A 21,154-nucleotide genomic window follows, 5' to 3' on the forward strand; every position below is an offset into this window, starting at 1 on the left:
GCGACATACTGACCCCATGGCTGATCACGAGTACACAGGACACGTCGAGCCCGGAGGCGAGCCGGTGGCGCGGGACCTCCGCGATCTGGAGATCCGCAAGCTGTCCGTGGGGTCCATGGACAACAACGCCTATCTGCTGACCTGTCGGTCGACGGGGGCGCAGCTGCTGATCGACGCCGCCGCGGAACCGGACGCGCTGCGGCGCATGGTCGCCGCCGGGACCGGGCACGACCGGCTCGACCTGATCGTCACCACCCACGCCCACCATGACCACGTGGGCGCGCTCGAGGAGATGGTGGCGGCCACCGGTGCCCGCACCGCGGCAGGTGCGGCGGACGCGGAGGAGATCCCCGCCCGCACCGATCTCCCCCTCGCCCACGGCGACGTGCTCCAGTTCGGGGAGCAGAGCGTGGAGATCCTCCACCTGCGCGGCCACACCCCGGGCTCCGTCGCGGTGCTCTGGCGCGGCGGCGACGAGGGCGACCACCTCTTCACCGGCGACTCCCTCTTCCCCGGCGGGGTGGGCAACACGGACCGGGACCCGCAGCGCTTCGCGCAGCTGCTCGACGACGTCGAACAGCGGATCTTCGACCGGCTCGGCGACGACACCTGGGTCTACCCCGGCCACGGCGACGACACCACGCTCGGCGCGGAGCGTCCGTCGCTGCCCGCCTGGCGCGAGCGGGGCTGGTGACCCCTCCCCCGTCCCCGGCCTCGTCGTCCCCGGCGTGGTGCGTCCTCGGCCGGCGCGGCGACGGAACGGTCCTGCTCGCCCTCGACGCGCGGGGCGAGGAGCTCTTCCGCCGGGAGATCACGGCCGAGGACGTGCCGTCCGCGGTCGCCCGTCTCGAGGCGGAGCACGCGCCGCGCTGGGTGTGGAGCGACGCCGCCGCCTGGTACCCGCGTCTGGTCGGGGCCGGGGTGACGCTCGAGCGCTGCCATGACCTCCGCCTCGTGCACAGGATCCTGCGGCACTCCGAACTGGTGCAGGACCCGGGCCCACTGCGGAGCGCCCAGGAGTGGGACACCCCGCTCGACCCGTACGAGCCGGTGCGGGACACCGGAGCGACGCTGTTCGAGATCGACGCCGGGACCTCCCGCTCGGGGGCGGTGCCCTCCGACGCGGAGGAGACCCGGGCCGAGTTCGCACGCCAGCGCGCCGCGATCGACGGCGCCCGCGATCCCTCCCGTCTGCGCCTGCTGGTGGCCGCCGAGTCCGCCGGCGCGCTGATCGCCGCCGAGCTGCAGGCGGCGGGGATCCCCTGGGACGTGGCCGAGCACGGTCGGATCCTCGAGAGCGCGCTGGGGCCGCGACCCTCCCCCGGAACCCCTCCGGCGCGCATGGTGGAGGCCGCGGCCGAGGTCCGCACCGCCCTCGGCGATCCCCTGGTGCCCCTGGACTCCCCGCCGAAGCTGCTGCGCGCCCTGCACCGAGCAGGGATCGACGTCTCCTCCACCTCGCAGTGGGAGCTCATGGAGCACGAGCACCCGGCGATCGAACCGCTGCTGCGGTACAAGAAGATGTCCCGGCTGCTCACGGCGAACGGATGGGCCTGGCTGGACGACTGGGTCCGCGACGGTCGCTACCGGCCCGTCTACGTGCCCGGCGGGGTGGTGACCGGGCGCTGGGCCTCCAGCGGCGGCGGCGCCCTGCAGATCCCGCGCCGGCTGCGGCCCGCGCTGCGCGCCGATCCGGGCTGGCGCCTGGTCAGCGCCGACGTCTCCCAGCTGGAGCCACGGGTGCTGGCGGCGATGTCCGGGGACGGCGAGATGATCGCGGCCGGGGCCGGGAAGGACCTCTACTCGGGGATCGTGCAGGCCGGCATCGTCGCCACCCGCCAGGAGGCGAAGGTGGGCGTGCTCGGCGCGCTGTACGGCGGGACCACCGGGGACAGCGGCCGCGTGGTGCCGAGGCTGCGACAGACCTTCCCGGACGCTATGGCACTGGTGGACGGAGCGGCCGCGACCGGGGAGCGGGGCGGGACGGTGACCACCTGGCTGGGCCGCTCCTCCCCCGCCCCGGAGGAGGAGTGGTCGCAGGCGCAGCGCAGCGCGAACCAGGTCGACGCCCCGCCCGGCGCGCAGGAGCGGGCGCGGCGCTCGGCCCGCGACCGGGGCCGGTTCACCCGGAACTTCGTGGTGCAGGGCACCGCGGCGGAGTGGGCGCTCTCCTGGATGGCGGCGCTGCGGCTGCGGCTGGCGGGCTTCGCGGACGTGACGCCCGGCGCGGCGGCCGCGCCGTCGGGCCCGGTGTTCTCGCAGCGCGCGCACCTGGCCTTCTTCCTGCACGACGAGGTGATCGTGCACGCGCCGGCGGAGCAGGCCGAGGCGGCGGCCGCCGCCGTCCAGGAGTCCGCGGACGCCGCGGGCCGGCTCCTGTTCCCGGGCAGCCCGATCGACTTCCCGCTGGACCTGACGATCAGCGAGCGCTCTGCGGAGAAGTGAGCGCGCTCAGCGCTGCGGCCGGCGCGGCGATGCGCTCCTCGCCGAGCAGCGGGGTCAGCGACCGGTCGGACCGCTGATCCCACACCCCGTCGAGCCGTGCGGGGGTGATCGCACCGTCGGCGCGAAGGATCTCCGCGATGGACCGGGCGCCCGGCCGGTACTCGTCGGCGGGCGTTCCCTCCCGGCGACCGGGAGCGAGCATCATCGGGTCGACGTCGCTCGGCAGCTCCAGCACGCCGTCCTCGAGCGCCTCGGACTCGAGCGCCGCGGGAAGCAGGACGTCGCCGGTCCGCACCGCACGCGGCAGTCGATGGAGCGGGATCATCCCGAGGCCGGTCGCCGCGGCGGTCCCGAGGAGAGGGGGTAGGAGAGCGGCCGGTGCACGGCGGGCAGAGCCGTCAGGTGCGGGATGTTCGTCAGGAGCGGGGATCAGGGTGCCTCCGTCGTCGCATCGGAGAGGTCGTCGAGGAGCCGTGCGACCATCCGCTCCTCGCTGACCCGCTCCCCCAGCACGACCTCGCCGGGGACACCCAGGAGGTCGTGCTCGCGGTACCAGGAGCTGACCTCGTCCTCGGACACATGGGCGGCGATCGGCTTTCCCGCATGTCGGCGGAGGGTCTCCGGCAGGCTCACGTCGAGGTAGTAGACGAGCGAGGGCCCTGCATGGTCGCGCAGGAGCTCAGCGAACATCGTCCTGTACCTCTCGGCGCCGAAGATCCCCTCGACGACGGTGGTCCGACCGACCGCGAGGCAGTGACGGGTCATCACCGCGAGGAGTCCGATGGTGTCCCCCTGCCCGGTGTCGTGCTCCCACAGCATCTCCCGCCGGACATGGTCCTGACCGATCACGGCGACGCGGCCTCGCGGCAGGGCGCGCTGGACGCGACGCGCCACCGTGGACTTCCCGGAGGCCGAGTTCCCCCGCAGGATCACGAGCGGGGGTGCCGGGTCAGGATGAGCGTGCATGGCTCTCAGTGTCCCAGCGGCGAGGAGCGGGGTGCGGGATCCCGGGGCGGTCCGCGTGGTCGCCCAGGCACTCGGTCTCCATGAGGGAGGATGGCTCCATGCGTCTGTGGTCCCTGCATCCCCGTCACCTCGATCGGCAGGGCCTCACGGGCTGCTGGCGGGAGGCCCTGCTGGCGCAGGCGGTGCTCGCGGGCCGCACCCAGGGATATCGCAACCACCCGCAGCTGGAGAGGTTCCGGGCGCAGCCCGAGCCGCTCACGGCCGTCGGCGTATATCTCGAGGTGCTCGCGCACGAGGCCGCCGGGCGGGGCTACAGCTTCGACCTCTCCCGCATCGACTCTCGTCCCGGCAGCTCGCCGGACATCGCCCCGATCCCCGTCACCGACGGGCAGCTCGACCTGGAGTGGCAGCATCTGCTGGCCAAACTCGCTCAGCGCAGCCCCGCGGATTGGCAGCGTGCCACGGCCCTGCACCGCCCGGAGGTCCATCCCCTGTTCGAGGCGGTCCCCGGTCCCGTCGAGAGCTGGGAGCGCGCGGCGGCGCCTCCGCGCTGAGAGGCCGTCCCGATGGTCACCGCGTCCGCGGCCGCCCCATCACGTGCTCGTCCCCCGCGCGCGCCCGTCGACCAGTCGCCGCATGAGAGCGTCGAGCGGACCGGGCAGCCCCTTCCTCTCCAGCAGCGAGGCGACGAACAGACCGACGACCCACACGCCGAGGGCGACCATGACGGCGCCGAACGGTCCCACGTGCGTCCCGACGCCGATCAGCTGCGGATGCAGGATCACGGCGACCAGCACGGAGTGGAGGATGTAGAAGGTCAGCGAGCGCGACCCCATCGCGGCCAGCGCCGTCGAGATCGGTCCCGGATGCTCCTCCAGACGGGCCCCCGCCAGAGTGAAGAGTGAGGCGTAGCCCAGGCCGCCGGCCACTCCCGTGAGGATCTGCAGGCTGTTCAGGACACCTCTGGTCGCCCATCCGGGATCGATCGCCCCGACCGAGACCAGTGCCGCGGGGATCGCCGTGCCGACGGAGACCGCGATGCCGACGACGGCGAGGATCCGCAGTGTGCGTCGATGCCGGTCGATGTCCTCGAAGAGGGCGAGCCTGCCCGTCAGGAAGCCGGTCACCACGAGCAGCAGCAGCGGGTACGCCAGCACCAGGTACACCAGCGTGACCGGGTAGAGGGCGATGCGCTCGAACCAGTCGGCGGAGGAGAGATAGCCGGGCACGGCACCGTAGGCCTGCGGATCCTGCGCGGTCATGTACGACGTCGCCACGGCGAACAGGGTGATCAGCACCGTCGACCCGGCCAGGAGCACACCGAGCGCCACCGCGATCACCCGGGTGCTCAGCAGCAGCAGCCAGCCCACCAGCAGCAGGGCGATGCCGTAGGAGCTGAGGATCTCTCCGGGGAAGACGAGGATCGCGTGGAGGGCGCCGAGCAGCAGAAGGGCCCCGGCGCGCCGCAGGAGACGCCGGTGCACCTGTCTCGGGGCCGCCCCGCCGTCACGCCGCCTCTGTGCGCCCCGGGCCACCCAGTAGCCGAAGAGGATCGCGAACAGCGGGAAGGCGCGGTTGTCCAGGAGGAGGGCGCTGGCGAAGGTGGTGGCACGGTCCACGAGAGGCAGCTGCGAGACGTCCGTCCCGAAGCCCGACCCCGCATAGACCGTGGCATAGGCCGCGGCGATGAGCAGCAGCATCGCCCCACGGGACATGTCCGGAGCCAGCAGTCGCGGACGGGACGTCGCCTCGCGAGGGCGGACTGCGGTGTCGGTGTTCTCCGCTGGGCGGCTGGTCATGGCGGCACGTCCTCGGTGTCGTCGGAGCAGCCCCGACGCTGTCGTCGGGTGCGGTCCTCATCCTGCCAGCGCGTGCGCCGACGTCCAGTGCCTTTCGTCATGAGGAGGGCGGGGCGGTCCGGAGCTGCTGCGGTCCTCACGAGCGATGGGACGTGAGAGCCGTGCGGAGCCATCGCGAGACGGGATCTCCGGTGGGCAGATCGCTGAGGTCGGTCCGGAACCACCGTGCCTCCCGCAGCTCGACCGAGGTGGTCACCGCCCCTGCGGCGGCGGTTCCCGCGAAGATCGTGATCGTGTCACGCTTGCCCTCTGCCGTGCTCCTGACCGTGGTGAGCCGGCGGAGCTGGCCGACGACGGCCACGTCGAGCTCCTCGCCCACCTCTCGTCGGGCCGCGCTCTCGGCGCTCTCGCGGGCGGGGCGGTACCGACCTCCGGGCAGCGCCCATCGCTCATGGTCGACGTAGGAATGACGGACCGCCAGGAATCGGCCCGGGTCCCCGGGATGCAGCAGGAGGACCTTCACGCCGAAGGTGCGCGGTCTCCGCAGGCGCCACCAGATCCGGCGCACCCGGTGGGCCGCCGTCAGCACCGTGCTCGCCATGCGTCCGCTCGACACCTCCGCTCACTCCCCCGGCCCGCCGCGCGGTCGTGCCTGCCAGGATGCGAACACCCTGAGAAGGACGACGAGACCGCCCACGGCGCTCACCGGTCCCAGACCGCCCGGGACGGCGACCGCGGACGCTCTCTCCGCGAGGGTGAGCAGAACGCCGCCGATCAGCAGGACGAGCCCCACGAGCAGGCTCCTCCTCCAGGTCGGGGATGACCCGCTGTGCATGTCCATGCTCATGGCTATCACACCTCTGGCCCTCGCACCGCGCCCACACCCCACTCCTGCGCACGGCAGCCACGCGCGATCCGTTCCGCGCTGTCGCGCTCGCAGTGCACGGAGGCCGTCGGCGCCGCGACGGCTCAGCTGGAGCGCTGCACCGCGCGCAGCTCCTTCTTCAGCTCCTGCACCTCGTCCCGCAGCCGGGCCGCGACCTCGAAGTTCAGAGACTCCGCGGCCTGGTGCATCTGCGCGGTCATCTCGTCGATCATGCCCGTGAGCGCGCCGACCGGGTCGTCACCGAGGTCCACCTTGCGGCCCTGCACCGAGTCGAGGGAGTTCGCGCGGGCCCGATCGCGCTGCACCCGCTCCTTGCCCGAGCGGTAGTCGGTGGCCATCAGGGTGTCGGTGTCGATGTCCTCGCGGGCCAGCATGTCGGTGACGTCCGCGATGCGCTTGCGCAGCGGGGTCGGATCGATGCCGTGCTCGGTGTTGTAGGCGATCTGCTTCTCGCGACGACGCGTGGTCTCGTCGAGCGCGTCCTGCATCGAGTCGGTGATCCGGTCGGCGTACATGTGCACCTGGCCGGAGACGTTGCGGGCCGCGCGGCCGATGGTCTGGATGAGCGAGGTGCGCGAGCGCAGGAAGCCCTCCTTGTCCGCGTCCAGGATCGCGACCAGGGACACCTCGGGCAGGTCCAGGCCCTCGCGCAGCAGGTTGATCCCGACCAGCACGTCGAACTCCCCCTGGCGCAGGGAGCGCAGCAGCTCGATGCGGCGCAGGGTGTCCACGTCGGAGTGCAGGTACTGGACCCGCACGCCGTTCTCGAGCAGGAAGTCGGTGAGGTCCTCGGCCATGCGCTTGGTCAGCGTGGTCACCAGCACGCGCTCGTCGCGCCGGACCCGCTTCTCGATCTCCTCGCGCAGGTCGTCGATCTGGCCCTTGACCGGCTTGACGATCACCTCCGGATCCACCAGGCCCGTCGGCCGGATGATCTGCTCCACCACGCCGTGCGCGCGATTCAGCTCGTACTCGGCCGGGGTCGCCGAGAGGTAGACCGTCTGTCCGGTGCGCTCGGTGAACTCGGAGAAGGTCAGCGGGCGGTTGTCGAGCGCCGAGGGGAGGCGGAACCCGAAGTCGACCAGGGTGCGCTTGCGGGAGCGGTCCCCCTCGTACATCGCGCCGATCTGCGGCACGGTCACGTGGGACTCGTCGATCACCAGCAGGAAGTCCTCGGGGAAGTAGTCCATCAGGGTGTTCGGTGCGGTGCCCGGCGCACGCCCGTCGAGGTGGCGGGAGTAGTTCTCCACGCCGTTGGTCGAGCCCATCTGGCGCAGCATCTCCAGGTCGTGGGTGGTGCGCATGCGCAGCCGCTGCGCCTCGAGCAGCTTGTTCTGGCTCTCGAGCTCCTCCAGCCGCTCGGCGAGCTCCACCTCGATGGTGCCGATCGCGCGGGTGAGCCGCTCCGGCCCGGCGACGTAATGGGAGGCGGGGAAGATGTGGATGTGCTCCTCCTGCCGGATCACCTCGCCCGTCATCGGATGCAGCGTGTACAGGGCGTCGATCTCGTCGCCGAAGAACTCGATGCGGATCGCGAGCTCCTCGTACATCGGGATGATCTCGACCGTGTCCCCGCGCACCCGGAAGGTGCCGCGCTCGAAGGCGACGTCGTTGCGGTCGTACTGCATGTCCACGAAGCGGGTGAGCAGCTCGTCGCGGTCCAGCTGGTCGCCGACGCCGAGCTGCACCATCCGGTCCACGTACTCCTGCGGGGTGCCCAGGCCGTAGATGCAGGAGACCGAGGAGACCACCACCACGTCGCGGCGTGTGAGCAGGGAGTTGGTGGCGCTGTGCCGCAGCCGCTCCACCTCGGCGTTGATCGAGGAGTCCTTCTCGATGTAGGTGTCCGACTGCGGGACGTACGCCTCGGGCTGGTAGTAGTCGTAGTACGAGACGAAGTACTCCACCGCGTTGTGCGGCAGCAGCTCCCGGAACTCGCTCGCGAGCTGTGCGGCGAGGGTCTTGTTGTGCGCCATCACCAGGGTGGGGCGCTGGACCTGCTCGATGAGCCAGGCCGTGGTCGCGGACTTGCCGGTGCCGGTGGCGCCCAGCAGCACGACGTCCTGCTCGCCGTCGTTGATGCGGCGGGTGAGATCGGCGATGGCGGTGGGCTGGTCGCCCGAGGGCGAGTACTCGGAGACGACCTCGAAGGGATGCTCGGCGCGGACCAGGTCTGTGACGGGACGCATGGGGCCGAGCCTACGACCCGGGGCCGACGGACGACACGGACGCGGCGGCGGTGAGCGCTGCAGGGTGGCGGATCAGACCTCGAGCGCCCTGCCCAGGACGTGCAGGGCGCGGCGGGCGAGCTCGTCGCGACCGGCGGTGTTGAGCACCAGGAGGTCCGCGCGGCGGATCCGCTCGAGGTCGCTGACCTGTGCGGCCATCACCGACTCGACGTAGGCGCGGTCCCTGCCGCGATCCCGCATCACGCGCTGGATGCGGTCCTCGCGGCGTGCGAGGACCGCCACGACCGCGCGGTAGTCGCCCTCGCGGGACTTCTCCAGCAGCAGCGGGCTGTCGTGGACCACCCACGGCTCCCCCGCCGCGGCGGCCTCCGCCTCTTCCCGGGCGACGGCCTCGTCGACCCTCGTCAGCACGATCCGCTCGAGGTCGGACCGGGCCCGGTCGTCGGCGAACACGAGGCGGGCCATCGCGCCGCGGTCGATCGTGCCGTCGGCCCCGCGGTACTCCTCGCCGAAGCGGGCCACGGCTTCCTCGACACCGTCCCCGGGCACGTCGAGCACGGCCCGGGAGTGGGCATCGAGGTCGATGACCCGGTGACCGGCCTGACGCCAGAGGGCACCGACGGTGGACTTCCCGGAGCCGATGCCGCCGGTCAGTCCCAGGCGCACGGGGTCGGTGGTCGTGCTCATCCCCCGATCGTACGGTCGCGGGGGCGAGGTCGGCGCAGGTCCCGATGCCCGGCCCGGCGACGCACCTCGCACACGGCCTGCCGTAAGAGCGGTCACGGGAGGGTTCCGGCAGGTCGGAGGCGGGTCTACGGTGCTGGGGTGGACCCACTCGAACTGCTCGTGACCAACGACTTCCTGCGCGTGCTGGATCTCATCGGGGTGTTCGTGATGGGGGTGGCCGCCGGCGCCCTCGCCTCCCGCCTGAACTTCGACGCGGTGGGCTTCGGGATCATCGGCATCGCCGCCGGTCTGGGCGGCGGCATCGTCCGTGACCTGATCCTCGACTTCGGTGTCCCCGCAGCGTTCTCCGGCCCCTGGTACCTCACGTGCGCGCTGGCCGGCGCCGGATTCGCCTTCTTCATCAGCGCCGAGGGCGCCTGGTGGCGACGCCTGGTCACCGTGCTGGACATCGCCGCGATGGCGCTGTGGGCGGCGACCGGGACCGCGAAGTCCCTCGGCTACGGGCTGGACGTGCTGCCGGCGATCATGCTGGGCGTCACCAGCGCCGTGGGCGGCGGCGTGATCCGCGACGTGCTGGTGGGGCGGATCCCCGCGATCTTCGGCGGCGGCCCGCTGTACGCGACCGGGGCGCTGGTCACCGCGGTGCTGACCTGGCTGGTGTTCGCCTTCGGCCTGCCCTCGGGCACGGTGCTGGTCGCGGTCGCCGTCGGCGCCCTGCTCGCGGGCGTCGCCGCGTGGCGCCGCTGGTCGCTTCCGGCGCACCGCGAATGGCAGGTGACGATGTCCGCCTCGCAGCTCAAGCGCCTGGTGCGCCGCACCCGCCGGGACGAGCGGGAGCGGGTGGCGCTGGAGACGGGGACGATCCCGGTGGTGGACGGCTCCAGCGACGATCTCGCCGCGGACGTCCACAGCGAGGACGTCGACGCCGAGGGCTACGAGGAGCGCGTCTTCCCTCCGAGCGACGCCGCGGAGCCGCCCGGCACGGTCGAGCACGAGCGCGCCGACGAGGACGGGCCGGACGGGACGGACGGACCAGAGGGCACCGACGGCATCGACGGCGCTGACGGCACCGAGGGGGACGATCCGCGTCCCGGTCCGGTGCCGACGGCCTGAGCAGCTCTCGGGGAGGGAGCCGCTCTCAGGGGCGCAGCAGCTCGAGCATCCCGGCGACGTCCTGCGCGGAGAGCTGCCCGGGGGCGGAGCCCGCACCGACGCTCGCGAAGGTCGCGGCGCTGCCGAAGGCCTCGGCGGCCACCCGGCTGCTCGCACCGAGGGCGCCCATGCTGATGGCGATGTGCGGCCCGGAGAGATCGCCGGCGACGGTGAGGCTGGCGGAGAGCAGGGTGAGCACGTCCCGCGGCTCCCGGGGGGTGACCGCGATCTTCGGCACGTCCGCGCCGAGCCGTCGCTGCCCGCGGAGGATCTCCACCAGCTCGTCCTCGGAGGGGGTCGCCCCCATGTCGTGGAAGGAGCCCACCACCACGGTCCCGTGGCGGTGGGCGGCGGCGATCACGCGGGAGACCACCCCGGCGTCGCGCGCGGTCTCGATGTCCACCAGGTCCACGGCGGACTGCGTGCCGGCGCGACGTCCCGAGATCAGGGCCTCGAGCAGAGCGCCCAGGTCGCGGTCGGCGATCGAGCGGGAGCCTCCCTCGGCCGCGGTGCGGAAGGTGACCAGCAGCGCGCGGTCGGCGCCCAGCTGCGCGCGCAGGCCCGGCAGCGCGGCCAGCACCGCGTCGCGGTGATCGGAGACGTCCTCGAGATCGGGGCGGAAGCGGTCCAGGCGCCACTCCAGGATCCGGGCCCGCGTCCCGAGCGCCTGCGCGGCCTGGGCCTGCAGAGCCTCCTCGTCGTCGCCGACCAGGGGGACGATGATCTCGGGCCGGGCACGGCCCAGCTCGATCCCGCGCACCGTCGCGGTGCGGCGGCGCACGTCGTGCTCGGGCTCGGGCTGGTGCTCGCGCGATCCCTCGGGATCCGCGGCGCCGCCGCGGGCGGCGACCCCGCCGACGGACTCGTCGGTGCTCTCGTCGGTGGACTCATCGGTGTTCACAGGCTTCACTCCTCCGTGATCGCGGCGTAGGCGGACAGCAGCAGCGCCGGGTCCGGCCCCTCGAGCCGGGAGACGCTCCCGATGCGGTCCAGCACCACGAAGCGCAGCAGACCGGCGCGGGTCTTCTTGTCCCGCTTCATGGCGTCCTCGAGCTTCGGCCACTGCCGGTCCCGATAGGTGGTGGGCAGGCCGAGAGAGGTGAGGATCGTCCGGTGGCGGTCCACCTCCGCCTCGGAGAGCTTGCCGGAGAGGTGCGAGAGCTCGGCGGCGAACATCATGCCGACGCTCACCGCGGCGCCGTGGCGCCACAGGTAGCGCTCGTTGCGCTCGATCGCATGAGCGAGCGTGTGACCGTAGTTGAGGATCTCCCGGTTGCCCTGTTCCGTGAGGTCCTCGGAGACCACCGCGGCCTTCACGCGGATCTTCCGCTCGACCACCTCGCGGAAGGCGTCACTGGTCACGTCCAGCACGGCGCGGGGGTCCTGCTCGATGATCTCCAGGATCCGCTCGTCGGCGATCAAGCCGCCCTTGACGACCTCGGCCAGACCGGCGGCGACGTCGTTCGCGCCCAGGGCTCCGAGCACGCCGAGGTCCACGACCACGGCGATCGGCGGATGGAAGGCGCCGACGAGGTTCTTCCCCTCGGCGGTGTTGATGCCGGTCTTCCCGCCCACGGCGGCGTCCACCATCGCCGCGACCGTCGTCGGCACCTGCAGCACGTCGATGCCGCGCAGCCAGGAGGCCGCGACGAAGCCGGCCAGATCGGTCGCGGCGCCGCCGCCGAGCCCGATCACGAGGTCCTGACGGCCGATCTCGGCCTGTCCGCAGACTCCCCAGAGGAATCCTGCGACCTGGGCGGTCTTCGCCTCCTCGCCGTCGGGGATCTCGGCGGCGAAGGCCTGCCGGCCGGTGCCCGTGATCGCCTCGCGCACCTGCTCGGCGACCTCGCGCAGGCTCGGCTGGTGCACGATGACCACGCGAGCGACCCGCTCGGGCAGCAGCTCCGGGAGACCGTCGAGGAGTCCGCGGCCGACATGGACCTCGTACCCTCCGGTCGGGGTGGTCACGGGGATCACGGTGGTGCTCATGCGGTGTCCTCCTCCGGGCCGGGACGGCCCTCGAGCTGCAGGGTGGCGATGATGGCGCGGGCCACGTGGGTCGCGCTGCCGTGGCCGGCATCGACGCGGTGGGCGGCGAGGTCGCGGTAGAGGGGCCCGCGCTCGACGGCGAGCTGCCGCCATCGGGCCATCGGGTCCTCGCCCGCGAGCAGCGGACGGCCGGCGCCGCGGGCGATGCGACGGCCGGCGACGGACTCCTCGACCTCGAGCAGGATCACGGGCAGTCCCCGCAGCCGCTCTGCGGAGTCCCGGTGCAGCGGGGCGCCCCCGCCGAGCGAGAGCACCCCCTCGTGCTCCTCCAGGGCGCGGGCGAGCACGGCGGCCTCGAGCTCCCGGAAGGCGGGCTCCCCCTCCGCGGCGAAGATCTCCGGGATGGTCCGCCCGTCCTCGGCGACGATCAGCGCGTCGAGATCGGCGAAGGGGACGCCCAGCCGGTCGGCGAGAGCGCGGCCGACCGCGGTCTTGCCCGCCGCCATCGGCCCGATCAGGATGACGAGGGGACCGGTCACGGGGCGGGGTCCGTGCGACGGCCGCTGAGGGCCGACTGCAGGACATGGGTCTGCTCGAGGTGGGCGCGGATCTCGGCGACGGAGTCCCCGCCGGTCTTCTCCAGCAGCGCATCGGCCAGGGCGAGGGCCACGACGGCCTCGGCGATCACCGCGGCCGGCGCGACGGCGCAGGTGTCGGAGCGCTGGTGGTTCGCGGTGGCCTGCTCACCGGTGGAGACGTCGACGGTGCGCAGGGCCCGCGGCACGGTCGAGATGGGCTTCAGGGCGCCGCGCACCCTGATCACCTGTCCGTTGCTGATGCCGCCCTCGAGGCCCCCGGCGCGGTTGGTCACCCGCGGGTAGCCCTCGGTCCCGCCGTCGGCCGTGAGGATCTCGTCGTGCGCCTCGGAGCCGCGGCGGCCGGCGGTCGCGAAGCCGTCGCCGATCTCGACCCCCTTCATGGCCTGGATGGACATGATCGCCTGGGCGAGGCGTCCGTCCAGACGGCGGTCCCACTGGGTGTGCGATCCGAGGCCGACGGGCACACCGTAGGCGAGCACCTCGACCACGCCGCCGAGGGTGTCCCCGTCGGCCTTGGCCGCATCCACCTCGGCGACCATCGCCGCCGAGGTCCCGGCGTCGGCGCAGCGCAGCGGATCGGCATCGAGGCGCTCGGCGTCCTCCGGTGCGGGAAGGTCCGCTCCGTCGGGGACGCGGACCGTGCCCACCTGCAGGGTGTGGGAGACGAGACGGATCCCGGCGGCCTGCTCGAGCAGGGCGGCGGCGACGCGCCCGGCGGCCACCCGGGCCGCGGTCTCCCGAGCGCTCGCGCGCTCGAGGACCGGGCGTGCCTCGTCGAAGCCGTACTTCAGCATGCCCGAGAGGTCGGCGTGCCCGGGCCGGGGCCGCGAGAGCGGACGGTTGCGGGCGATCTCGCGCTCGTCACCGGTGCCGGCGTCGACCAGAAGATCCTCGCGCGGCACCGGGTCCGCGCTCATGACCTTCTCCCACTTGGGCCATTCCGAGTTCGCGATCTCGATCGCGAGCGGAGACCCCAGGGTACGGCCGTGGCGGAGACCGCCGGGGATGCTCACCACGTCCCGCTCGAACTTCTGGCGGCTGCCGCGGCCGTGGCCGAGGCGTCGGCGCGCGAGGGCGTCCTTCAGATCGTCACTGGTCAGCTCGATCCCGGAGGGGAGGCCGTCGAGCAGGGAGAGGAGGGAGGGGCCGTGGGATTCCCCGGCCGTGAACCAGCGCAGCATGCTCAGCATCATCTCATGGGGCCCGCATGCGCCGGGCGGGCGTCCGCGGTGCGCGGACACCCGCCCGGGTGCTCCCGGCGTCAGGCCGCGACTCGCCGAGACGTCCGTGGGACCGGCCGGATCACGCGGTGTCGAGGGGTGGCCGGCTCACGGACCGTCGATGCTGACCAGCATCGCCGGGGCCTCGCCCTGTGTCGGGATCGGCAGCAGGGTGACCCCGACGGTGCGGCCGGACCCCTCCTCGATCGCGGACCCGCGCACCGGGGTCGCCGTGGTGAGGTCCACGTCACCGGCGACCTCCTGGACGCGGAGATCGTCGCGGCCGATGCCGTCGAGCACGAAGTTCGCCCGCTCGGTCGCGAGCTCGGGTGCGAGCACCTCCCTCTGCTCGTCCTGCTCGCCGAAGACCGGATAGGCGCCGGTCCCGTTCAGTCCGTCGTTCAGCGCGGCGGCGGCGTCCGCGGGCAGCGGGGCGCCCTCGGAGAAGTACAGCCAGTAGTCGTCCCCCGCGGCGGCGGCCGGGGCGATGTACCCGTAGTAGGTCTCCTGCTCTCCGCTCCAGCCGATCACGGTGCACCTGGTGACGGCGTCGGTGTCCTCGAGGTCCAGCGCCTCGGCGCAGTGCGCGTCGTCGCTCAGGCTCGGATCGGCCGCGTACTCGTACAGCGAGTCCGCGACCTCCTCGGCCGTGACGGCCGTGTCCGTGGGCGCGGCGAAGACGCGGGGACCCGTGGTGAACAGATCGGTGGGCTCGCTCCCGGCGAGGGCCGGGGCGATCCCCCCGACGCCCAGCCCGAGGAGGAGCGGGGCGCTCAGCCCGATCGCGGTCAAGGTCCTGATCTGGTGCCGACGGTGCATCGTCGTCTCCTTCTGCGTTCGGCCGAGGAGCAGGTGCGTCCTCGGACCTGCCGACGATCATGACCGGGGAGCATCCCCCACGACCTCATCGCTTGACTGTCTGTTGACCGTCCGGCGGGCTGTCCATGAACCTTCCATCCGCAGCGGGCGGGGTCAACCCGGAGGCGTCGTGCCTCTACCGTGCCGTCACGAGGCCTTCACAGCACACGGGCCGGGAACGACTCGGCGGTCAGTCCTCCCCCAGCTCGACCGCCTCCATCGGAGTGAGCTGCTCGACCAGCGGGACCACGTCCGCGATGCCGTCCAGCACGGCCGTGGGCCGATAGGGGTACTGCGGGATGTCCTCCTCGCGGGTGGATCCCGAGAGCACCAGCACCGAGCGCATGCCGGCCTCGAGCCCGGACTTCACATCGGTGTCCATGCGGTCCCCGATCATGATCGAGGTCTCCGAGTGGGCGCCGATGCGGTTCAGAGCGGTGCGCATCATGAGCGGATTCGGCTTGCCGATGTAGTACGGCAGTATTCCGGTCGCAGCCGTGATCATCGCTGCGACCGAGCCGGTGGCGGGAAGCGGCCCCTCGGCGCTGGGCCCGGTGACGTCCGGGTTGGTGGCGATGAACTTGGCTCCGCGCCGGATCAGTCGGATCGCGCGGGTGATCGACTCGAAGGAGTAGGTGCGGGTCTCCCCCAGCACCACGAACTCGACGTCGGAGTCGGCGAGGATGAAGCCCTCCTCGTGCATCGCGCTGGTCAGCCCTGCCTCCCCGATCACGTAGGCGGCGACGCCGGGCTGCTGCTCGGCGAGGAAGCGCGCGGTGGCCAGCGCGCTGGTCCAGATCGAGTCCTCCGGCAGGTCGATGCCGCTGCGCGAGAGACGTGCCCGCAGATCCCGTGGGGTGAAGATCGAGTTGTTCGTCAGCACCAGGAAGGGGCGCCCGAACTGCTGCAGAGCGGCGATGAAGTCGCCCGCCCCGGGCAGGGCGGCCTCCTCGTGGACGAGCACGCCGTCCATGTCGGTGAGCCAGGTGTGGACCGGGTGGTCATCGAGCGAGGTGTTCATGACCATAGTGTGCCGTCTCCGGCGCGCGGGTGCCGCATCGTGTCCGCGACCGACGACGGCCGGGTCATGCTCGGGTGGCGGTCCGTCCTGGGTCGGGCCCCGGACGGGCCGTCTGCCGGGCCGGCTGCTGGGACGACCGCGAGGACGCGCCTGCCGGGCCTCGGCACGCGGAGCGGCCCGGCCCCCGCACAGTGCGGGGACCGGGCCGCTCCCGGAGAGATCCGGGGATCAGTTGCCGGTGAGCTTGGCGCGCAGGGCGGCCAGGGCCTCGTCAGAGGCCAGGGTGCCCTCGTCGGTGGTGCTCGACTGGTAGGAGGCCTGAGCGGAGGGGGCCGCGTCGGCGCTCGAGGAGGACGAGGAGGAGGTCGCTGCCGCGGCCGGGGCGTTCGCGGACTCCTCGTCGGCCTTGATGGCCTCGGCGACCTGAGCCTTGTGGGCGGTCCAGCGCTCGTAGGCGGCCGCGTACTGGCCCTCCCACTCCTCGCGCTGGGCGTCGTAGCCCTCGAGCCACTCGTTGGTCTCCGGGTCGAAGCCCTCGGGGTACTTGTACTCGCCGTTGGCGTCGTACTCCGCGGCCATGCCGTACAGCGCCGGGTCGAAGGTGGTGTCGTCGCCCTCGGGGTCGACGCCCTCGTTCGCCTGCTTGAGCGACAGCGAGATCCGGCGACGCTCGAGGTCGATGTCGATGACCTTGACGAAGACGTCCTGGTCGACGGTGACGACCTGCTCGGGCAGATCCACGTGGCGCTGGGCCAGCTCGGAGATGTGCACGAGGCCCTCGATGCCGTCCTCGACGCGCACGAACGCACCGAAGGGAACCAGCTTGGTGACCTTGCCCGGCACGACCTCGCCGATGGCGTGGGTGCGGGCGAAGAGCTGCCACGGGTCCTCCTGGGTCGCCTTCAGCGACAGGGAGACGCGCTCGCGGTCCATGTCGACGTCCAGGACCTCGACCTTGACCTTCTGACCCACCTCGACGACCTCGGAGGGGTGGTCGATGTGCTTCCAGGACAGCTCGGAGACGTGCACCAGGCCGTCGACACCGCCGAGATCGACGAACGCGCCGAAGTTGACGATGGAGGACACGGCGCCCTCGCGGACCTGACCCTTCTGCAGCGTCTGCAGGAAGTCGGAGCGGACCGCGGACTGGGTCTCCTCGAGGTAGGCGCGACGCGACAGGACCACGTTGTTGCGGTTCTTGTCGAGCTCGATGATCTTCGCCTCGATCTCCTGGCCGACGTACGGCTGCAGGTCGCGGACGCGACGCATCTCGACGAGGGAGGCGGGGAGGAAGCCGCGCAGGCCGATGTCGACGATGAGGCCGCCCTTGACGACCTCGATGACGCGGCCGGTGACGACGCCCTCGTCTTCCTTGATCTGCTCGATCGTGCCCCAGGCGCGCTCGTACTGGGCGCGCTTCTTGGACAGGATCAGACGGCCTTCCTTGTCCTCCTTCTGGAGGACCAGGGCCTCGATCTCGTCGCCGACCTCGACGACCTCACCGGGGTCGACGTCGTGCTTGATGGACAGCTCGCGCGAGGGGATGACGCCCTCGGTCTTGTAGCCGATGTCCAGGAGGACCTCGTCGTGATCGACCTTCACCACAGTGCCCTCGACGATGTCGCCATCGTTGAAGTACTTGATGGTGGCATCGATGGCGGCCATGAGCTCGTCGGCGTCACCGATGTCGTTGATGGCGATCTGGGGGGTCGTGGTGTCGGTCATGTAGGTAAGGACTCCGTCGGGACAGGAAGTGAGTAGGGTCGATGGACGTGCAGGCCCTCCGAGGAGGACCTGTCGATGCCCGGGCGGCGCACGGCGTGGTGGACACGGCGGCGCCGACTCGCGCACAGACCTTCGAAATCCTAACAGCCCGGCCGACGATCCGCGAGGGCGCACGGCCCTCCCGCCGCGGCGGCGGATGTGAGATCCGTCCTGGTCGCTCCCCGAGCGGGGCGCTGCCCGCCCCGGTCCCCGGTGCCGCCGGACGCCCTCGGCGCCGCCGGAGACGGTGCCGCTGGAGACGGCGCCACGGGGCAGGTGCCCCGGGGACGTCAGTGCGCGGCCTCGCGCCAGGTGCGCCCGATCCCGACCCCGACCTCGAGCGGCACCGACAGCTCGTACGCGGAGTCCATGCCGTCCTCGACGATCTCCCGCACCGCGTCGAGCTCGCCGGGGGCGACCTCGAGCACGAGCTCGTCGTGGACCTGCAGGAGCATCCGCGAGGCGAGACCCGCCTCCTGCATCCGGCGCTCCACGGCGAGCATCGCGAGCTTGATGATGTCCGCGGCGCTGCCCTGGATCGGCGAGTTCAGGGCGACGCGCTCCGCGTTCTCACGGCGCTGGCGGTTGTCGGAGGTGAGGTCCGGCAGATAGCGGCGCCGACCGAGGATCGTCTCGGTGTACCCCGTGGTGCGCGCGGTCTCGACGCTGCGACGGAGGTAGTCGCGCACCCCGCCGAAGCGCTCGAAGTACCCGTCGCGCAGCGCCGTCGCCTCGGCACGGGAGATGCGCAGCTGCCGGGAGAGGCCGAAGGCGGAGAGACCGTAGGCCAGCCCGTAGCTGACGGCCTTGGTCTTGGAGCGCATCGCCGGGTCCACCGCGTCGGGGCTCACCCCGAACACGCGGGAGGCGACGAAGTTGTGCAGGTCCTCGCCGGAGTTGAAGGCCTCGATGAGGCCCTGGTCCTCGGAGAGATGGGCCATGATGCGCATCTCGATCTGCGAGTAGTCGGCCGTCAGCAGGGTCTCGAAGCCCTCGCCGGCGACGAACACGTCGCGGATGCGCTGCCCCTCGGAGGTGCGCACGGGGATGTTCTGCAGGTTCGGCTCGGTCGAGGCGAGGCGCCCGGTGGCCGCGGCGGTCTGCTGGAACGTGGTGTGCACGCGGGAGCCGGCGTCGACCGCCTTGTCCAGCCCCACCAGGTAGCCGGTCAGCTTGCTCATCTCGCGGAAGCGCAGCAGCCAGGACAGGAACTGGTGGCCCGAGGACTCTGCGTCCAGGGTCTCCTGCAGGTCCGTCAGCGATTCGGCATCGGTCGAGTGGCCGGAGGAGATCTTCCGCGTGGTGGGCAGGGCGAGGGTCTCGAACAGCACCACCTGGAGCTGCTTGGGCGAGGCGAGGTTGACCTCCTCCCCCACGATCGCCCCGGCCTCGCGCTTGGCCTGGGCGACGAAGCCGTCGAACTCCTCGCGGAGCGCACCGAGGGCCGACTGGTCGATCGCGATGCCGCGCTCGTGCATGGTCTCCAGGACGCTCTGCAGCGGACGCTCGAGATCCTCGAGGATGCTGCCGGCCCACGGCGCCGTCTCGAGCCTGTCGGTGAGCTCCGCCGCAGCCGGGTGCAGCGCGGCGGCGGCGGTCGCGAGACGGGTCCCGGCGCGGGCGATGTGCTCGGCCCGCACCTGCGGCGTCTCCTTCCGCAGGGTGGACTCGGCGGGCTTGCGGGGACGCGGCTCGAAGCTCGCCCCGCCCAGGTCCGCGCCGAGCGCCTCGGTCTCGTAGCTGCGCGCGCCGGGTCGCAGCACGAAGGACTCCAGCGACAGGTCGCGCACCTGCTCCCCGAGCCGGTAGCCGTTCTCCGCCATCCAAGAGCGGACGGCGGGCGCGTCGGCGACGCGGATCTCGGAGGCGGCGTCGAGCGCCGCGGCGAGGGCCTCGGCGGCCTCGGAGTCCAGCGCCCCCAGCGAGACCGCTCCGGCGGCACTCTCGGTCGCCAGCCCGGCCATGGCACCGCCGCGTACGTCCTCGGCCACGCTCAGCGCGAGCACCCCGTCCCCCTCGGACAGCAGCTCGCGCAGTCCCTCGGCGTCCTGGATCGTGAGGACCCCCGCGGAGAGCTCCTCGGCCGCGGCGTCCTCCTCGACGATCGACTCCCCCAGCAGCGACGCCGGCAGGTCGCGACGGATGGTGTCGCCGAAGGCGAGGTCGTCGAACACCTCGAGCACGCGCGCCCGGTCACCGCCGCCGAGGGTGTAGTGATCCGCGTCCTCGGGCAGGTCCAGCGTGGTGTACGCGGCGTTCATCAGACGGTTGCGCTCGACGTCCTCGACGTGGTCGCGCAGGGACTGGCCGGCCTTGCCGGGCAGCTCGTCCGCGTGCGCGAGCAGGCCGGGCAGGTCCCCGTACTTCAGGATCCACTTCGCGGCGGTCTTCGGGCCGACGCCCGGCACCCCGGGCAGGTTGTCCGCCGCCTCGCCGACCAGCGCCGCCAGATCCGGGTAGCGCTCGGGAGGGATGCCGTACTTCTCCTCGACCGCCGCGGGGTCCATGCGTCGCATCTCCGTGACGCCCTTGACCGGCTGCAGCAGGGTGACCTTCCGGCCCACCAGCTGGATGGCGTCGCGGTCGCTCGAGACGATCAGCGTCTCGTGCCCGGCCCGCTCCGCGCGGGTGGCGAGGGTCGCGATGATGTCGTCCGCCTCGTAGTCCTCGTACGTCAGCCAGCGCACCCCGAGGGCATCGAGGACCTGCATGATCAGATCGATCTGGCCGTGGAAGGCGGGGGGCGTCTCGTCGCGCCCGCCCTTGTACTGGTCGTAGATGCGATCGCGGAACGTGCCGCCGGGGAGGTCGAAGGCGACCGCGAGATGCGTGGGACGCTCGGAGGCGACCACGTTGATGATCATCCGGGTGAAGCCGTAGACCGCGTTGGTGGCCTGCCCCCGGCCATCGCTGAAGCCGTCCGCGGGCAGCGCGAAGAAGGCGCGGAACGCCATCGCGTGCCCGTCGATGAGGAGGAGTCGCTGATCGTCGCTCTGGCTCGCACTCATGAGGAGCAGTCTCCCACGCCGCTGAGACGCCCGCGCTCCTGCACGCTGTGGCACCCTCGGATCATGACGGACTCGACCGACACGCCCCGGACCCCGCACTCCCCCGCCGCCGCGCAGCCCGCCGCTCCTGCAGAGCACACCGCGCCGCCGGTCAGCGAGGAGCTGCGAGCGCACTTCGCCCCGCTGCTGCGGGACTCCCTCGTCGAACGCTGCCGCATGGAGCTGCTGACCCTCGACGCCGGCGGCGGCACCGCGAGCATGCCCGTGGCCGGTAACACCCAGCCGGCCGGCCTGCTGCACGGCGGGGCGACCATCGCGCTGGCCGAGACCATCGCCTCCTTCGCCGCGATCCTGCAGGCGCGCGAGGTCCACGGCGAGGGGGCGCAGGCGGTGGGCACCGCCGTCTCCGCACTGCACCACCGCTCGGCGCGCGCCGGCACGGTGCTGGCGACCTGCTCGCCGCGGCATCTCGGGCGCCAGGTCGCGAGCTATCTGGTGGACGTGCACGACGAGGCGGGCGCGCTGCTGAGCACGATCACGGTCTCGACCCAGCTGCTGCCGCCCCGCTGAG

The 21,154-nt window shown here is 72.3% G+C and carries 20 protein-coding genes; 5 read left to right on the forward strand and 15 right to left on the reverse strand.

Going from position 1 to position 21,154, the window contains the following annotated elements; all coding sequences use genetic code 11:
• Nucleotides 1–16: 16 nt before the first annotated feature.
• Nucleotides 17–694 (forward strand): MBL fold metallo-hydrolase, encoded by a 678-nt coding sequence (locus tag ACT3SP_RS03535; protein ID WP_444585850.1) that lies wholly within the window; start codon nucleotides 17–19, stop codon nucleotides 692–694.
• Complete coding sequence (locus ACT3SP_RS03540) at nucleotides 691–2,445, forward strand: bifunctional 3'-5' exonuclease/DNA polymerase (RefSeq protein WP_444585851.1); 1,755 nt, start codon at nucleotides 691–693, stop codon at nucleotides 2,443–2,445. The genes ACT3SP_RS03535 and ACT3SP_RS03540 overlap by 4 nt, the downstream gene beginning before the upstream one ends.
• On the opposite strand, the gene ACT3SP_RS03545 is transcribed toward ACT3SP_RS03540, so the two are convergent.
• Both ACT3SP_RS03545 and ACT3SP_RS03550 read right to left on the reverse strand, forming a co-directional pair.
• Nucleotides 2,420–2,770, reverse strand: a complete 351-nt coding sequence (locus tag ACT3SP_RS03545; RefSeq protein WP_444585852.1) for a hypothetical protein — start codon at nucleotides 2,768–2,770, stop codon at nucleotides 2,420–2,422. The two genes, ACT3SP_RS03540 and ACT3SP_RS03545, sit on opposite strands and share 26 nt — an antisense overlap.
• Nucleotides 2,771–2,874: 104 nt before the next feature.
• On the reverse strand, nucleotides 2,875–3,411 hold the full coding sequence (locus ACT3SP_RS03550; RefSeq protein WP_444585853.1) for an AAA family ATPase: 537 nt from the start codon (nucleotides 3,409–3,411) through the stop codon (nucleotides 2,875–2,877).
• Between the two features lie 98 nt (nucleotides 3,412–3,509).
• On the opposite strand from ACT3SP_RS03550, the gene ACT3SP_RS03555 reads away from it, so the two are divergent.
• Entirely contained in the window at nucleotides 3,510–3,965 is a 456-nt protein-coding gene (locus tag ACT3SP_RS03555; protein ID WP_444585854.1) for a pyrimidine dimer DNA glycosylase/endonuclease V, read from the forward strand.
• Between the two features lie 39 nt (nucleotides 3,966–4,004).
• Here ACT3SP_RS03555 and ACT3SP_RS03560 read toward each other — a convergent pair whose 3' ends face one another.
• From ACT3SP_RS03560 to coaE, 5 genes are all read right to left on the reverse strand, one after another.
• Nucleotides 4,005–5,210, reverse strand: coding sequence for a DUF418 domain-containing protein (locus ACT3SP_RS03560; RefSeq protein ID WP_444585855.1), 1,206 nt, complete (start codon nucleotides 5,208–5,210; stop codon nucleotides 4,005–4,007).
• A 136-nt stretch (nucleotides 5,211–5,346) separates the two neighbouring features.
• Nucleotides 5,347–5,811, reverse strand: a complete 465-nt coding sequence (locus ACT3SP_RS03565) for an NUDIX domain-containing protein (protein ID WP_444585856.1) — start codon at nucleotides 5,809–5,811, stop codon at nucleotides 5,347–5,349.
• A gap of 21 nt (nucleotides 5,812–5,832) precedes the next feature.
• Nucleotides 5,833–6,057: a hypothetical protein gene (locus tag ACT3SP_RS03570; RefSeq protein ID WP_444585857.1), complete on the reverse strand. Its 225-nt coding sequence runs from the start codon at nucleotides 6,055–6,057 to the stop codon at nucleotides 5,833–5,835.
• A 122-nt stretch (nucleotides 6,058–6,179) separates the two neighbouring features.
• Nucleotides 6,180–8,285, reverse strand: coding sequence for an excinuclease ABC subunit UvrB (uvrB, locus tag ACT3SP_RS03575; RefSeq protein ID WP_444585858.1), 2,106 nt, complete (start codon nucleotides 8,283–8,285; stop codon nucleotides 6,180–6,182).
• A 72-nt stretch (nucleotides 8,286–8,357) separates the two neighbouring features.
• The gene (gene coaE, locus ACT3SP_RS03580) at nucleotides 8,358–8,972 is read right to left on the reverse strand and encodes a dephospho-CoA kinase (RefSeq protein WP_444585859.1); all 615 of its coding nucleotides are present in this window, start codon (nucleotides 8,970–8,972) and stop codon (nucleotides 8,358–8,360) included.
• Nucleotides 8,973–9,110: 138 nt separating this feature from the next.
• Between coaE and ACT3SP_RS03585 the strand changes: the two genes are divergently transcribed.
• Nucleotides 9,111–10,085, forward strand: a complete 975-nt coding sequence (locus ACT3SP_RS03585) for a TRIC cation channel family protein (protein ID WP_444585860.1) — start codon at nucleotides 9,111–9,113, stop codon at nucleotides 10,083–10,085.
• 25 nt (nucleotides 10,086–10,110) lie between these two features.
• Here ACT3SP_RS03585 and aroD read toward each other — a convergent pair whose 3' ends face one another.
• From aroD to polA, 8 genes are all read right to left on the reverse strand, one after another.
• Nucleotides 10,111–11,025: a type I 3-dehydroquinate dehydratase gene (gene aroD, locus ACT3SP_RS03590; RefSeq protein ID WP_444585861.1), complete on the reverse strand. Its 915-nt coding sequence runs from the start codon at nucleotides 11,023–11,025 to the stop codon at nucleotides 10,111–10,113.
• A gap of 5 nt (nucleotides 11,026–11,030) precedes the next feature.
• Entirely contained in the window at nucleotides 11,031–12,113 is a 1,083-nt protein-coding gene (gene aroB / locus ACT3SP_RS03595) for a 3-dehydroquinate synthase (RefSeq protein WP_444585862.1), read from the reverse strand.
• The gene (locus tag ACT3SP_RS03600; RefSeq protein ID WP_444585863.1) at nucleotides 12,110–12,652 is read right to left on the reverse strand and encodes a shikimate kinase; all 543 of its coding nucleotides are present in this window, start codon (nucleotides 12,650–12,652) and stop codon (nucleotides 12,110–12,112) included. Before ACT3SP_RS03600 ends, aroB begins: the two co-directional genes overlap by 4 nt.
• Nucleotides 12,649–13,893, reverse strand: coding sequence for a chorismate synthase (gene aroC, locus ACT3SP_RS03605; RefSeq protein ID WP_444585864.1), 1,245 nt, complete (start codon nucleotides 13,891–13,893; stop codon nucleotides 12,649–12,651). The genes ACT3SP_RS03600 and aroC overlap by 4 nt, the downstream gene beginning before the upstream one ends.
• A gap of 147 nt (nucleotides 13,894–14,040) precedes the next feature.
• Nucleotides 14,041–14,751: a hypothetical protein gene (locus tag ACT3SP_RS03610; protein ID WP_444585865.1), complete on the reverse strand. Its 711-nt coding sequence runs from the start codon at nucleotides 14,749–14,751 to the stop codon at nucleotides 14,041–14,043.
• 229 nt (nucleotides 14,752–14,980) lie between these two features.
• Nucleotides 14,981–15,811 carry an HAD-IIA family hydrolase gene (locus ACT3SP_RS03615; RefSeq protein WP_444585866.1) on the reverse strand — a complete coding sequence of 277 codons (831 nt, stop codon included), beginning with the start codon at nucleotides 15,809–15,811 and terminating at the stop codon, nucleotides 14,981–14,983.
• A gap of 228 nt (nucleotides 15,812–16,039) precedes the next feature.
• Complete coding sequence (gene rpsA / locus ACT3SP_RS03620) at nucleotides 16,040–17,536, reverse strand: 30S ribosomal protein S1 (protein ID WP_444585867.1); 1,497 nt, start codon at nucleotides 17,534–17,536, stop codon at nucleotides 16,040–16,042.
• A 329-nt stretch (nucleotides 17,537–17,865) separates the two neighbouring features.
• Complete coding sequence (gene polA / locus ACT3SP_RS03625; protein ID WP_444585868.1) at nucleotides 17,866–20,583, reverse strand: DNA polymerase I; 2,718 nt, start codon at nucleotides 20,581–20,583, stop codon at nucleotides 17,866–17,868.
• A 63-nt stretch (nucleotides 20,584–20,646) separates the two neighbouring features.
• Between polA and ACT3SP_RS03630 the strand changes: the two genes are divergently transcribed.
• Entirely contained in the window at nucleotides 20,647–21,153 is a 507-nt protein-coding gene (locus tag ACT3SP_RS03630) for a hotdog fold thioesterase (RefSeq protein ID WP_444585869.1), read from the forward strand.
• Nucleotide 21,154 lies beyond the last annotated feature (1 nt).

This window comes from Brachybacterium sp. AOP43-C2-M15 (genome assembly GCF_052446295.1).
Classification (GTDB): Bacteria; Actinomycetota; Actinomycetes; order Actinomycetales; family Dermabacteraceae; genus Brachybacterium.